Origin of the sequence: Ectothiorhodospira mobilis (genome assembly GCF_900114895.1) — a bacterium.
GTDB lineage: Bacteria > Pseudomonadota > Gammaproteobacteria > Ectothiorhodospirales > Ectothiorhodospiraceae > Ectothiorhodospira > Ectothiorhodospira mobilis_A.
In genome coordinates this window covers 49,683-62,838 of the sequence record NZ_FOUO01000013.1, presented here as the reverse complement: position 1 = coordinate 62,838, position 13,156 = coordinate 49,683, and the positions used below count along the sequence as shown (strand labels likewise).

At 71.3% G+C, this 13,156-nt stretch carries 12 protein-coding genes; 5 read left to right on the top strand and 7 right to left on the bottom strand.

Annotation, left to right across the window (positions count from 1 at the left end; all coding sequences use genetic code 11):
- Positions 1-122 precede the first annotated feature (122 nt).
- Together bioH and bioC are read left to right on the top strand one after the other, a co-directional pair.
- Positions 123-896: a pimeloyl-ACP methyl ester esterase BioH gene (gene bioH, locus BM214_RS09855; protein WP_244887935.1), complete on the top strand. Its 774-nt coding sequence runs from the start codon at positions 123-125 to the stop codon at positions 894-896.
- Entirely contained in the window at positions 889-1,752 is an 864-nt protein-coding gene (gene bioC / locus BM214_RS09850; RefSeq protein ID WP_090486406.1) for a malonyl-ACP O-methyltransferase BioC, read from the top strand. The genes bioH and bioC overlap by 8 nt, the downstream gene beginning before the upstream one ends.
- A 17-nt stretch (positions 1,753-1,769) precedes the next feature.
- On the opposite strand, the gene rpoH is transcribed toward bioC, so the two are convergent.
- The 4 genes from rpoH to ftsY form a co-directional block, all read right to left on the bottom strand.
- Positions 1,770-2,627 (bottom strand): RNA polymerase sigma factor RpoH, encoded by an 858-nt coding sequence (gene rpoH, locus BM214_RS09845; RefSeq protein ID WP_090486403.1) that lies wholly within the window; start codon positions 2,625-2,627, stop codon positions 1,770-1,772.
- 115 nt (positions 2,628-2,742) lie between these two features.
- Complete coding sequence (gene ftsX / locus BM214_RS09840) at positions 2,743-3,705, bottom strand: permease-like cell division protein FtsX (protein WP_090486400.1); 963 nt, start codon at positions 3,703-3,705, stop codon at positions 2,743-2,745.
- A complete protein-coding gene (ftsE, locus tag BM214_RS09835; RefSeq protein ID WP_090486397.1) occupies positions 3,702-4,376 on the bottom strand; it encodes a cell division ATP-binding protein FtsE in 675 nt (224 codons plus the stop codon). Before ftsE ends, ftsX begins: the two co-directional genes overlap by 4 nt.
- Positions 4,377-4,529: 153 nt before the next feature.
- Positions 4,530-5,768, bottom strand: a complete 1,239-nt coding sequence (gene ftsY, locus BM214_RS09830; RefSeq protein WP_244887940.1) for a signal recognition particle-docking protein FtsY — start codon at positions 5,766-5,768, stop codon at positions 4,530-4,532.
- A gap of 386 nt (positions 5,769-6,154) precedes the next feature.
- On the opposite strand from ftsY, the gene BM214_RS09825 reads away from it, so the two are divergent.
- Genes BM214_RS09825 through rsmD form a run of 3 tightly spaced genes read left to right on the top strand, consistent with a single transcriptional unit; the run spans position 6,155 to position 9,479 of the window.
- Positions 6,155-7,564 carry a M16 family metallopeptidase gene (locus tag BM214_RS09825; RefSeq protein WP_090486392.1) on the top strand — a complete coding sequence of 470 codons (1,410 nt, stop codon included), beginning with the start codon at positions 6,155-6,157 and terminating at the stop codon, positions 7,562-7,564.
- A complete protein-coding gene (locus tag BM214_RS09820) occupies positions 7,564-8,901 on the top strand; it encodes a M16 family metallopeptidase (protein WP_244887931.1) in 1,338 nt (445 codons plus the stop codon). The genes BM214_RS09825 and BM214_RS09820 overlap by 1 nt, the downstream gene beginning before the upstream one ends.
- Complete coding sequence (gene rsmD, locus BM214_RS09815) at positions 8,898-9,479, top strand: 16S rRNA (guanine(966)-N(2))-methyltransferase RsmD (RefSeq protein ID WP_244887930.1); 582 nt, start codon at positions 8,898-8,900, stop codon at positions 9,477-9,479. The genes BM214_RS09820 and rsmD overlap by 4 nt, the downstream gene beginning before the upstream one ends.
- A gap of 6 nt (positions 9,480-9,485) precedes the next feature.
- Here the strand turns inward: rsmD and BM214_RS09810 are convergent, their stop codons facing one another.
- The 3 genes from BM214_RS09810 to BM214_RS09800 all read right to left on the bottom strand — a co-directional run bounded on the left by BM214_RS09810 (position 9,486) and on the right by BM214_RS09800 (position 13,137).
- Positions 9,486-10,373: a fructosamine kinase family protein gene (locus tag BM214_RS09810; protein WP_090486389.1), complete on the bottom strand. Its 888-nt coding sequence runs from the start codon at positions 10,371-10,373 to the stop codon at positions 9,486-9,488.
- 52 nt (positions 10,374-10,425) lie between these two features.
- Complete coding sequence (locus BM214_RS09805) at positions 10,426-12,468, bottom strand: transglycosylase SLT domain-containing protein (protein ID WP_090486386.1); 2,043 nt, start codon at positions 12,466-12,468, stop codon at positions 10,426-10,428.
- 129 nt (positions 12,469-12,597) lie between these two features.
- Entirely contained in the window at positions 12,598-13,137 is a 540-nt protein-coding gene (locus BM214_RS09800) for a pseudouridine synthase (RefSeq protein WP_244887929.1), read from the bottom strand.
- Between the last annotated feature and the right edge of the window lie 19 nt (positions 13,138-13,156).

Here is a 13,156-nt window from a genome sequence, read left to right as displayed (position 1 = left end):
CAAGACCAAACGGATCATCGCGGCAACATCTGACGAGTACCGTGCTCACTTACTCGGACTCAAATAAGAATCAATCTCTATGTGCGATTGCCCTGCCACCGGCTGCGAACGAGGAGGTATGCGTGACAAAGAGCTTGGAGACGGTCTCCCGTGGTACGGGTCCGGCCGTGGCGCTGATCCATGGCTGGGGCCTGAGCGCCGGGGTCTGGGAGGAGACCGCCGCGGATCTGGCCCGGGACTTTCGCGTGGACTGCGTGGATCTCCCCGGCCATGGCCGCGCGGCCGGGGAGGGGCGCCTGGGGGATCTGGATACCCTGGCCGACCGCCTGGCCGCCACCCTGCCGCCCCAGGGGGCGGCCCTGGTGGGCTGGTCCCTGGGGGGGCTGGTGGCCCTGCAGACCGCCGTGCGGCATCCCGACCGGGTGCGGCGGGTGGTCCTGGTGGCGGCCACGCCCCGGTTCGTGCAGGCCCCGGACTGGCCCCACGCCATGCGCCGGCCGGTGCTGGATGCCTTCGCCCAGGGGCTGGCCCGGGATTTTCGCGCCACGCTGAACCGCTTCCTGGCCCTGCAGTTCCACGGTGTGGAGGGGGCCCCGGCGGCGGTGCGCGCCCTGCGCGCGCGCCTGGCCGCCGCGCCGCCGGCCCCGGCGGCCCTGGAGGAGGGGCTGGCCCTGCTGCGGGAGAGCGACCTGCGCGCGGCCCTGGCGGGGCTGGCCTGCCCGGTACACGCCCTCCTGGGGGGGTATGACACCCTGGTGCCGGCGGCGGTGGGGGCGGATCTAAAGGTCCTGCGCCCGGGCATGGACGTGCGGGTGATGCCGCGTGCAGGGCACGCCCCCTTCCTGTCCCATGGGGAACGCTTCGCGTCCGAACTGAGGAGTCTTTTGCATGACTGATACCCCGCGCCAGCGCCTGGACAAGCGCCGCGTGCGCCGAACCTTCGACCGGGCTGCCGCCTCCTATGACCAGGCGGCGGTGTTGCAGCGGGAGGTGTGCACCCGTCTGCTGGAGCGCCTGACATGGATCCGGCTCTCACCGGGGCGGGTGCTGGATGCCGGGGCGGGCACGGGGCAGGGGGTGCGGGATCTGCGCCGGCGCTACCGCGGCGCCCGGGTGGTGGCCCTGGATCTCTCCCCGGCCATGCTGCGCGCGGCGGCGCGCTCGGCGGGCTGGTGGCGGCGTCCCGCCCTGGTGTGCGGCGACGTGGAGGACCTGCCCTTCGCCGACGCCGGCTTCGATCTGGTGTTCTCCAGTCTGGCGGTGCAGTGGTGCAACGACCTGGAGCGTGCCCTGGCGGAGTTCCGCCGTGTGCTGGCCCCGGGGGGGCTGTTGATGTTCACCACCCTGGGGCCGGACACCCTCGTGGAGCTGCGCCGGGCCTGGGCCGCGGTGGACGGCCGGCCCCATGTGAGTGATTTCGTGGATATGCACGACATCGGCGATGCCCTGGTACGGTCCGGCTTCGCCGATCCGGTGATGGATACGGAGCGGATGACCCTGACTTACGGCGATGTGCGTGGTCTGATGGGGGATCTGAAGGCCATCGGCGCCACCAACGCGGCCCAGGGGCGCGGCCGCGGGCTCACCGGACCTGCGCGGCTGCGGGCGGTGGAGGCGGCCTATGAGGGGTTTCGCGACGGGGCGGGCCGGTTGCCCGCCACCTACGAGGTGATCTACGGCCACGCCTGGGCGCCCCAGGCACCCGCCCCCAAGCGGCCGCAGCGGGTCATTCCCATCCAGCGGGCCCCCTAGGAGGGCCCCGGCGGGGGTCAGTCGGCGAAGGCCTGGCGCAGCTTGCCGATGGCGTTGCGCTCCAGCTGGCGTACCCGTTCCGCCGAGACCCCGTATTCCCGGGCCAGTTCCTGCAGGGTGGACTTTTCGTCCGCCAGCCAGCGCCGCGCCAGGATGTCGCGGCTGCGCGCGTCCAGTTGTTCCAGGGCCTGGTGCAGGCGTGCCTGGTGGAAGCGGTCCCAGTCGGCCTGTTCCAGGGCCCGGGCCGGATCCCCCTCCTGATCGGCCAGGGACTCGGCGGGGGCCAGCTGCGGGGTGTCCTCGTCCTGGGGATCCGGGTCGAAGGACATGTCCTGACCCGCCAGCCGGGACTCCATCTCCAGCACCTCCCGGGGGCTGACCCCCAGGTCCCCGGCCACGTGTTCCACCTCCTCGCGGCTGAACCAGCCCAGGCGCTGCTTGGCGCTGCGCAGGTTGAAGAAGAGCTTGCGCTGGGCCTTGGTGGTGGCCACCTTGACGATGCGCCAGTTGCGCAGCACGAACTCGTGGATCTCGGCGCGGATCCAGTGGACCGCAAAGGAGATGAGGCGCACGTTCATCTCCGGGTCGAAGCGCTTCACCGCCTTCATCAGGCCGATGTTGCCCTCCTGGATGAGGTCGCCCAGGCCCAGCCCGTAGCCGGTGTAGCCGCGGGCGATGTGCACCACGAAGCGCAGGTTGTGCATCACCAGGGTGCGGGCCGCCTCCAGGTCCTTGTGGTCCCGCAGGCGGCGGGCCAGGGTCTTCTCCTCGTCGGCCTCCAGCACCGGCAGACGGTTCACCGCCTGGATGTAGCTGTCCAGGTCCCCCACCGGTACGGCGAGCTGGCGTTGTGCAAAGGCGAGTGCCTGGGTCATGGTCCGGTTTCCTCCCCAATCCCGTCGGAATGACTCGATTTTAGCAGTCTCCGCGTTTGAGTGCTAAGAACCGGGATGGGTTCCCGGGATGTGCCCGGCATGCCGCAAGGGACCCTCAGCGGGGTTCGATCTCCCGGATGTGGAAAAAGACGCTGACCCAGGCCCCGGCCAGGCCCAGGGCGGCGGCGGTCCCCAGCAGGGCGAGGGCCTCTGCGGGCTGCAGGCCCCGAAGGACAAAGCCGCCGCCGTAGGCCCGGGCCAGGGTCTGCACCGGGCCGGACAGGGACCCATGCAGGACGGCCAGGGTCAGCAGGGCCAGCAGGCCGCCGCCAAGTCCCATCCATATGCCGCCGTAGAGGAAGGGGCGGCGGATGAAGGCGTCCGTGGCCCCCACCAGCTTGGCCACCTCGATCTCCCGGCGGCGGTTGTGGATGTCCAGGCGCACGGTGTTGCCCACCACCAGCACCACCCCCAGCCCCAGCAGCAGGGCCAGGAGGTCCACCAGCCGGTCCAGGGTCTGCAGCAGGGCCCCGAGGCGCTGCACCCATTCCATGTCCAGCTGCACCTGGCTGATGGACGGGTGGGCCTCCAGGGCATTGGCCAGGGCGCGCAGGGCCTCGGGATCCCGCGCGTCGGGGGCAGGTTCCACCAGGATCACCGCCGGCAGGGGGTTCTCTTCCAGCAGGTCAAGGGCATCCCCCAGGCCGGAATGGGCCCGGAATTCCTCCAGGGCCTGGGCCCGCGGGATGGACTCGGTGGCGGCCACGTCCTCCCGGCGGGCCAGGCGCGCCGCCAGATCCGGCAGCTCGGTGTCGGTGACCGCATCCGCCACGAAGGCGGAGAGGCGGGTCTCCCGCTCCCAGGCCGGGGCCGCCTGCTGCAGGTTGGCCAGCATCAGGTAGAGCAGGGCGGGCAGGGTGATGGCCACGGCGATCACCATGAGGGTGAGCAGCGTGGAGAAGGGGGCCTGGGTGAGCTTGCCCAGGCTGAACAGCAGGGCCCGGGCGTGATGCACGCCAAAGGCCTGCAGGCGGGCGTGCATGGTGGGGTTGCGGCTGCGCCGGCGCGGGGACTTCATGCCGCCGATCCCGCCGTTTCCCGTTGCAGGCGGCCCTCGTGCAGGCGCACCAGGGGCTTGCCCAGGCGGGAGATCAGATCCAGGTCGTGGCTGGCCACCAGCACCGTGGTGCCCACCTGGTTGAACTGTACGAACAGATCCATGATCTCCCGGGAGAGTTCCGGGTCCAGGTTGCCGGTGGGTTCGTCCGCCAGCAGGATGGCCGGTTTGTGCACCACGGCCCGGGCGATGCCCACCCGCTGCTGCTCCCCGCTGGAGAGGGTGTCCGGGGCGGCCCGTTCCTTGTGCAGCAGGCCCACCTTGTCCAGGGCGGCCCGCACGCGGCGGGCGATCTCCGGCTGGCGGTAGGCCTGGATGGCCAGGGGCAGGGCCACATTGTCGAAGACGCTGCGGTCCGCCAGCAGGTGATGGTCCTGGAAGACCAGGCCGATCTGCCGCCGGAAGTGGGGCACCCGGCGCCGGGGCAGGGTCTCCAGTTCATGGCCGTTCACCACCAGACGTCCACGGGTGGGGCGCTCCAGCAGGGCGATGAGCCGCAGCAGGGTGCTCTTGCCGGCGCCGGAATGTCCGGTGAGGAAGGCCATGGCCCCCGCATCCAGCCGCAGGCTGACGCCGGAGAGGGCCTCCTGGCCGGAGGGATAGCGTTTGGTGACCTTGCGCAGCTGGATCATGGGCCGTTGCGTTCGCCCGCTGTCTGGGAGGCATCCGGGGCGGTGGGGCGCCCGGTGGCGCATGATCCCGTCTCCGGGGCCTTGCGGACAGGGTCGGATCGCCGTTGCGTGGAACGGTTCACACCGTTATGAGGGGGTCGCCGGGGAACGGGGTCATTCCCGTTCCCCCAGCAGGGCGCGGGCGAAGTCGGCGGCATTGAATTCCCGCAGGTCCTCGATGCCCTCGCCCACGCCGATGAAGCGCACCGGCACCCCCACCCGCTCGGCGATGGCGAAGAGGATGCCGCCCTTGGCGGTGCCGTCCAGCTTGGTCACCGCCAGCCCGGTGAGTCCCATGGCCTCATGGAAGTCCCGCGCCTGGTTGAGGGCGTTCTGGCCGGTGCCCGCGTCCACTACCAGCAGCACCTCGTGGGGGGCCTCTGCGTCTTGGCGCTGGATGACCCGCTTCACCTTCTTGAGTTCGTCCATGAGGTTGGTCTGGGTGTGCAGGCGCCCGGCGGTGTCGGCGATGAGCACGTCCGTGCCCCGGGCCCGGGCCGCCTCCAGGGCGTCGTAGATCACCGAGGCGGAATCCGCCCCCTGGCCCTGGGCGATCACCGGGGCCTGGTTACGCTCTCCCCAGGTCTGCAACTGTTCCACGGCGGCGGCGCGGAAGGTGTCCCCCGCGGCCAGCATCACGGAGTGTCCCTCGGCCCGCAGGTGGTGGGTGAGCTTGCCGATGGTGGTGGTCTTGCCGGAGCCGTTGATGCCCAGCACCAGGATGACGTAGGGCTTCTTGCCCCGGTCGATGGCCAGGGGTTTCTGCACCGGTTCGAGGACGTCCACCATGGCCCCTTCCAGGGCCTTCACCAGGGCCTCGGCGTCGTTGAGTTCCTTGCGCGCCACGCGGCGGGTGAGGTGGTCCAGGATGCGTTCCGTGGCCTCGATGCCCACGTCCGCCATGAGCAGCCGGGTCTCCAGCTCCTCCATGAGTTCGTCGTCGATGGCCTTCTTGCCCAGCACCAGTCCCGCCATGCCCTCGGTGAGGGTGGAGGAGGTCTTGGACAGCCCCTGGCGCAGCCGGGAGAAGAGACCGGTCTTGCCGGTCTCCGGCGCCCTGGTTTCCGGCGCCCTGGTCTCCGGCGCCCTGGTCTCCGGCGCCTTGGTCTCCGGTGCCCTGGTCTCCGGTGCCCTGGTCTCCGGTGCCTTGGTTTCCGGTGCCTTGGTTTCCGGCGCCTTGGTCTCCGGCGCCCTGGTCTCCGGTGCCCTGGTCTCCGGCGCCTTGGTCTCCGGTGCCCTGGTCTCCGGCGCCCTGGTCTCCGGCGCCCTGGTCTCCGGGGAGCTGGGTTCAGGGGCCTTGGATTCCCGTGGCGGCGGTGCCGCCGGGGCTGTTCCCCGATCCTGGACAGGCACGGTGGTGGCCGCGCCATGGGCGGGCCGGGTCTCGCGGGGCGCTTCGGGAGAGGCGGCAGTGGAACCTGCCCCGGAGGGCGTGGTCTCGGGTCCGCGCATGCGTACCTGCGGGGCTTGCGGTGCCTCGGGCGGGACCTCCCGGGGACCCTTGCCCCGTTCCCTGGACCTGATACCCTCCGGGGGCTCGATGATCTCCAGGGCCTCGACCGTCTCCTGGGTGGAGGACGGGGCCGATTCGGCCGGTTTTTTCTTCTTTCGGAAACCGAACATGATGGAATGGGGTCTACGCTGATCAGGTTGCGACATCCTATCACTGAGAAGGTGCGGCAGAAATGAAACCCGGGTGGTTGTACGGATGGATGCGGTGGCATGGGGGGCAAGCGGTGATGGTTGCCCGCGGCTTGGGTCGAGGCCGGGGGGGGCTGCTGGCCTGTCTGTTGGTCTGTTGGGCCGCATTCCCGGCGGCCGCCCCCGCACAGGATCAGGGGCCGGTACACACCTACACGCTGGACAACGGCATGCGCATCCTGGTGCGGCCCGACGACCGCGCCCCGGTGGTGTCTTCCATGGTCTGGTACCGGGTGGGTTCCAGCTATGAGCACAGCGGCATCACCGGTATCTCCCATGCCCTGGAGCACATGATGTTCAAGGGTACCCAGGCCCATCCGGCGGGGGAGTTTTCGCGCATCATCTCGGAGCTGGGCGGCCGGGAGAACGCCTTCACCGGGCGGGATTACACCGCCTATTACCAGCAGCTGGCGTCGGAGCACCTGGGCAAGGCCCTGGAACTGGAAGCGGACCGCATGCAGCATCTCACCCTGCCCGAGGAGGCGTTTCGCCGCGAGATGCAGGTGATCCGCGAGGAGCGCCGTCTGCGCACCGAGGATGACCCCAACGCCCTCACCTGGGAGCATTTCCGCGCCACCGCCTGGTTCAACAGCCCCTACGGCCAGCCGGTGATCGGCTGGATGTCGGATATCGAGGCCTTCACGGTCAAGGACCTGCGGGATTGGTACGCGCGCTGGTACACCCCGTCCAATGCCCTGCTGGTGGTGGCCGGGGATGTGGACCCCGATGCGGTGCAGCGCATGGCGCAGGAATATTTCGGTGGTATACCGTCCCGGACCGTACCGGAGGTCAAACCCCGGGAGGAGCCCCCTCAGCGGGGGGAGCGGCGCATCACCGTGCAGGCCCCGGCCCGGGTCCCCTACCTGGCCATGGGCTACAAGGCACCGTCTCTGCCCACCGCCGCCGAGCCCTGGGAGGCCTATGCCCTGTTGGTGGCGGCGGGCATCCTGGATGGCGGCGACAGCGCCCGCATCCCCCGGGAGCTGGTGCGGGGCCGGGAACTGGCGGCCTCCGCGGGGGCCGGTTACAGCCCCTTCTCACGTCTGGATACCCTCTTCACTCTGTGGGCCACCCCCGCCCCCGGTGAGGATCTGCAGGCGGTGGAGGCGGCCCTGACGGGGATGGTGGCCCGGTTGCGGGAATCCCCTCCGACGCCGCAGGAGCTGGAGCGGGTGAAGGCCCAGGTGATCGCCGAGGATGTGTACCGCCGGGATTCCATCCACGGCCAGGCCATGCGCATCGGCTTGCTGGAGTCCATCGGGCTCTCCTGGCGTGAAGGGGAGGCCTTCGCCGAGCGGGTGCAGGCGGTGACCGCGGAACAGGTGCAGGCGGTGGCGCGCAAATACCTGCTGCCTTCCCGGCGCACCGTGGCCTGGCTGGAGCCGGTGGCCCTGGAATCCGGCGGTGGCCATGAAACGGCGGACGATGCAGAAGGGGAGGTGCGCTGATGGGGGGACTGCAACGATGGATGCGGGGCGCGGGCCGTGCCCTGTTGTGCCTCATCCTGCTGGCGGCGGCCGCGCAGGCCGCGGCGGATCCGGCCCATCCCGATATCCGTCACTGGCAGACGGAAAACGGGCTGCGGGTGTACTACGTGCATGTGCCGCATCTGCCCATGTTGGACCTGCGCCTGGTGTTCGACGCCGGGGCTGCCCGGGATGGGGACCGGCCCGGACTGGCCCGGCTCACCAACCGCATGCTCACGGAAGGCGCGGGCGGATGGGACGCCGATGCCGTGGCCCGGCGCCTGGATGCGGTGGGGGCGCGTCTGGGGACCGATTCCCGGCGGGACATGGCCGTGGTCTCCCTGCGCAGTCTGACCCGCTCCGAGTGGCTGGATCAGGCCCTGGAGACCTTCATCGCCGTGGCGGCGCAGCCCCGTTTCGGGGAGGAGGCCCTGGAGCGGGTCCGGCGCCAGTCCCTGGTGGCCCTGGATCACCTGGAACAGGATCCGGGAGGCTTGGCGCAGCGGGCCTTCTACCGGGCGCTCTATGAGGGGCATCCCTATGGCCATATGCCCGTGGGGACCCGGGAGGCCCTGGAGTCCATCACCCGTGCGGACCTGCAGGCCTTCCATGCGCGCCATTACGTGGCCCGCAACGGCATCCTGGCCATGGTGGGGGATCTGTCCCCGCAGCAGGCCCGGTCCGTGGCCGGGCGCATCGCCCGGGCCCTGCCGGAGGGGGTCGCGGCACCGCCGCTGCCGCCGGCGCCGGTCATCGAGGAGGCGCGCACGGTGCGCATCCCCTTCCCCTCGGCCCAGGCCCATGTGCTCATGGGACAGCCGGGGATGCGGCGGGGGGATGCGGATTATTTTCCCCTGTACGTGGGCAACCACCACCTGGGTGGGGGCGGTTTCGTGTCCCGTCTGATGCAGGCGGTGCGCAGTGAGCGGGGCCTGGCCTACAGCGTCTACAGCCATTTCATCCCCATGGCGGCGGAAGGCCCCTTTCTCATGGGACTGCAGACCCGCGGGGATCAGGCAAAGGAAGCCGTGGCGGTGATGCGCCGCACCCTCGAGACCTTCGTGGAGGAGGGGTTGGACGAGGAGCAGCTCGAGGCCAGCCAGCGCAACATCGTGGGGGGATTCCCTCTGCGTCTGGACAGCAACGCCGGCATCCTGGACCACGTGGCCATGATCGGCTTCTACGGCCTGCCCCTGGATTACCTGGAGACCTTCACCCGCAAGGTGGAGGCCCTGACCCCGGAGCAGGTGAACGGGGCCTTCGCCCGCCGGCTGCATCCCGAGCGCATGGTGACGGTGATCGTGGGGGGCGGGACGTGAAGGGGGCCCGGCGCGGCGCCCCGGGGCGGGTGCGCATCATCTCCGGCCGCTGGCGCGGTCGGCGGCTCCCGGTGGCCGCCGTGCCCGGGCTGCGGCCCACCCCGGACCGGGTGCGGGAGACCCTGTTCAACTGGCTGCAGCCGGTGCTGCCCGGGGCCGTGTGCCTGGACCTGTTCGCCGGGTCCGGGGCCCTGGGCCTGGAGGCCGCCTCCCGCGGGGCCCGGCGCGTGGTGATGGTGGAGCGGGATCCCCGCCTGGCGGGGCACCTGCGCCGGCAGGCACAGTCCCTGGGGGCGGAGGATGCGGTGGAGGTGCGCAGCGGCGACGGTCTGTCCTATCTGGCGCGGTGTGACGAGACCTTCGACCTGGTCTTTCTCGATCCCCCCTACCGCCAGGATCTGCTGCCCGGGTGCATCGCGCGGCTTTCCCGGCCGGGATGCCTGCGGCCCGGGGCCCGCATCTATCTGGAGCATGCCGGCGATGCCCCCGGGCCGGAGCTGCCGCAGGGCTGGTCCGTGCTGCGCCGTACCGGCGCGGGGGCGGTAGCGGGCCTGCTGGTGGCCGTGGACGGGGCCTGAGGGCCCTCAGCCGCCCCGGGCCGCCGCCAGCAGGCGCCGGGCCAGGCGTTCCGACTGGCCGGCGTAGCCGCCGCCGAAGAGGTTGAAGTGGTTGAGCAGGTGGTAGAGGTTGTACAGGTCGCGGCGTACCCGGTAGCCCGGGTCCCGGGGCCAGACGGCGTCGTAGGCGGCGTAGAAGTCCGGCCCGAAGCCGCCGAAGAGTTCGGTCATGGCCACGTCCGCCTCCCGGTCGCCGAAGTAGACCGCCGGGTCGAAGATCACCGGGTTGCCCTGGGCATCGGCGTCCTGGTTGCCGCCCCACAGGTCGCCGTGGAGCAGGGAAGGGCGGGGCGTATAGCCGTCGAAGAAGGCGGGCAGGACCTCCATGAGGGCCTCCACCGCCTGCACAAGTCCCCGGCCGCCCCCCTGCCGGCGCGCCCGTTCCAGTTGATATCCCAGGCGGTGCTGGCGCCAGAAGGTGACCCAGTCCGACTCCCAGGTGTTGATCTGCGGTGTGCTGCCGATGGTGTTGTCCCGGTGCCAGCCGAAGCGTTCGCGGGTGCATTGATGTAGACGCGCCAGTTGTTCCCCGAAGCGGCGGGCGTCCCGGGGTCCCCCCAGGGGGATATGCTCCATCACCAGGTAGGCCCGGCCGGCGGCGGTGCCGTGGCACAGGGGCTCGGGGACGCGGATGGCCCCCGGTTCGCGCAGGGCATGCAGGCCTTCGGCCTCGGCGGCGAACATCTCCGCCAGCTCCGGGCGGTTGAGTTTGACGAAGAAGCGCCGTCCGTCCGTGCCCTGCAGGACCGTGGCCTCGTTGATGCAGCCCCCCCCGGCGGCGCGCCGGTCCGCCGGTGTGAAGGGGCTGCCGGTGGCTTGGGTGATCGCTTCGCTCAGGATCTGCCAGAGGGTCATGCCAGGATATCGCTGTAAGCGGATGGATTCGGTCCGGGGACCGGGCGTGCCCTCACAGGCAGGGACGCTCCGTGTACCCCGGGGCGTCACAGATGGGGGTGCGCGCCGGGCCCGTGCCCTCCCCCTGCCAACGGGCCTGGTGGGCCGTGGCCGACTGCATCAGCCGGTCGGCCGGGGGGATGGGAGGCAGCAGGCTGCTCAGGGTGGTGGGGGTCTGTCCCATGCGCACCTCATAGAGCACCCGGTAGGTGAGCACGCGGCGCACGTACTTGCGGGTCTCCGCGTAGGGGATGAGTTCCGCCCAGATGTCGGCGGCCAGGGGGCGGTCGCCCGGCAGCCAGCGGTCCACACGCCCCGCGCCGGCGTTGTAGGCGGCGGTGGAGAGCATGGGGTGGCCGCCGAAGCGGTCCAGGTTGCGCCGCAGGTAGTAGGTGCCGATGCTTACGTTCACCTCCGGCTCCAGGAGCCGGAAGGGATGGCCCAGCTGCAGGCCCACATGGGGGGCCATGGCCCGCCCCGTGGCGGGCATGATCTGCATCAGCCCCAGGGCGCCGGCGTGGGAGCGGACGTCGGCCATGAAGGCGCTCTCCTGGCGGGCCACCGCCATGGCCCAGGCGGGGTCGATGCCCTGGGCGTTGGCCTTGTCCCGGAACAGGCCCGTATGCACCAGGGGGAAGCGCAGGTCGATGTCGTCGAAGTGGCCGGCGCGGGCGACGGCGAAGATGGCCCGGTCGTGCCATCCCTGCTCGTGGGCCAGTTGCGCGGCGGCCAGCAGGTCCCGGCCCTGCAGTTCCTGTTGCAATGGATACCACTCGCGGCGGGCGTCGATGATCCGCCCCAGGGCGTGCAACTCCAGGGCCCGCTGCAGGGCGGGGCGTTCGGCCACCGATTGTAACCGGGTAGCGGAGATCTGCAGGGGACGGTGGCCGATGCGGTAGGGGGCCTGGATGCGGTCCGCGGCCAAAAAGCCGTAGAAGTTGCGCTCCTGGGCCACCTGGCCATAGAGCCGGCGGGCGCTCTCCCGGTCCCCCAGTTGTTCCAGGGCCCGGGCGTGCCAGTAGCGCCAGGGGGCCTCCTCCCGGGCCTCGGGGGACATGCGCGTGATGGCCTCGGCCACGGCCTGCCAGTCCTGCACCGAGAGGGCGGCCCGGGTCTGCCAGGCGCGCAGCTGATCGTCGAAGACGTGATCGGGCAGGGTCTCCAGGTGGGGCAGGGCGTCCGCCATCTCCCGCAGGGTCAGGCGCAGGGCGATGTAGCGGCGCAGCTCCAGGGCGGCCTGCCGGGGCAGGCCCCAGCGGTCCTCCGCCGCCTCCCAGGCCGCCAGGGCCTGGCGGGGTTCTTGCCGGGCCAGGCGGCGCAGGCTGTCTTCCAGGACCACCCCGGCACGGGGATGGAGGTCCGCCCGCCAGTCCACTTGGGTGATGCCCTGGGGGTCCCGGTGCAGTTCCAGCCAGCGCCGTGCCCAGGGGGTGTCGTCCGCCGAGAGGTAGCGGGTGAGGTAGCGGGCCAGCCCGGTCTGTCCCGACGCCATGGCCAGGACGAAGCGCTCCCAGGCCAGGTCGGGGGTGAGCCCTCCGGCCTCCCGCCATGCGTCGAATACCGGATCGCAGGCCCCGGGCTGGGAGTGCCCCACCAGCCAGAGTTCCTCTACGCCCTCCAGGGCCGCCTGGCGTTGTCCGGTGCGCAGCAGGGCGGTGCGGTGGCGGCAGGCCAGGGGGGTGCCCAGTCCGTCTGCGTGGTCCCGCAGGAAGGCCCGCCAGCGGCCTTCATCCGCCAGATGCCCCAGCCAGCGGGCGCGCAGCCGCTGGCCCGGTGGGGTGTCGCCCCAACGGTCCAGGAAGTTGCGGATCTCCTTGGCATCGGCCCGTTCCAGCCGTGCGTCCAGGTCCGCCTGCAGCAGATAGGGGCGCAGGGGGTAGTCCCCCAGGGCTGCCAGATGGCGGCGGAAGGCCCCCCGGTCCCCCTGCTCCAGCGCAGTCTCCGCCGCGAGGAAGTGTTCACGCAGGGAGGCAGGCTCCGTGGGGGACGCCAGGGCCGGAAGGCTCAGGGCGATGAACGTCAGCAGCAGGCCGGCCAGGCGCGCCGGGATGGGCATGACGGGGCTCCTTCCGGGGGTCCGGGGCCATGGATTCGGGGTGGGCGCGCACGTTGCCACCCTGGCGCGTGCGGCAGTCCATTTACGACTCTAGGAGCCTTTCCCCAGGGCCGCAAGGGGTGGGTGGCCTCATCCGACAGGGGGGCCGCCCACTCGGTACCATTGGCCCGGTTCCAGGCCATCCAGGGTCCAGGAACCCACGCGGTAGCGGATGAGACGCAGGGTGGGATGCCCCACGGCGGCGGTCATGCGCCGCACCTGGCGGTTGCGCCCCTCCGACAGGGTGAGCTCCAGCCAGGCGGTGGGGATGTGGCGGCGCTGGCGGATGGGGGGATCCCGGGGCCAGAGGCAGGCCGGGGGGTCCATGAGGCGGGCCCCGGCGGGACGCGTGGGGCCGTCCTTGAGGACCACCCCGTGGCGCAGGACCTCCAGGGCGGCCGCATCGGGGATCCCCTCCACCTGGGCCCAGTAGGTCTTGCTCATGGCGTGGGCCGGGTCGGTGATGCGGGCCTGCAGCCGGCCATCGTCGGTGAGCACCACCAGGCCTTCGCTGTCCCGGTCCAGGCGCCCGGCGGCGTAGACCCCCGGCACGGGGATGAAGTCTGCCAGGGTGCGCCGCCCGGCGGCATCGGTGAACTGGGTGAGGACGTCGTAGGGCTTGTTGAACAACAGGATGCGGGGCGGTCCC

Excerpts from the sequence above, each read along its gene's own strand:
- bioC (WP_090486406.1), top strand. The coding sequence starts at position 889 with ATGACTGATACCCCGCGCCAGCGCCTGGACAAGCGCCGCGTGCGCCGA.
- rpoH (WP_090486403.1), bottom strand. The coding sequence starts at position 2,627 with ATGACCCAGGCACTCGCCTTTGCACAACGCCAGCTCGCCGTACCGGTG.
- ftsX (WP_090486400.1), bottom strand. The coding sequence starts at position 3,705 with ATGAAGTCCCCGCGCCGGCGCAGCCGCAACCCCACCATGCACGCCCGC.
- ftsE (WP_090486397.1), bottom strand. The coding sequence starts at position 4,376 with ATGATCCAGCTGCGCAAGGTCACCAAACGCTATCCCTCCGGCCAGGAG.
- BM214_RS09825 (WP_090486392.1), top strand. The coding sequence starts at position 6,155 with ATGGTTGCCCGCGGCTTGGGTCGAGGCCGGGGGGGGCTGCTGGCCTGT.
- BM214_RS09820 (WP_244887931.1), top strand. The coding sequence starts at position 7,564 with ATGGGGGGACTGCAACGATGGATGCGGGGCGCGGGCCGTGCCCTGTTG.
- BM214_RS09810 (WP_090486389.1), bottom strand. The coding sequence starts at position 10,373 with ATGACCCTCTGGCAGATCCTGAGCGAAGCGATCACCCAAGCCACCGGC.
- BM214_RS09805 (WP_090486386.1), bottom strand. The coding sequence starts at position 12,468 with ATGCCCATCCCGGCGCGCCTGGCCGGCCTGCTGCTGACGTTCATCGCC.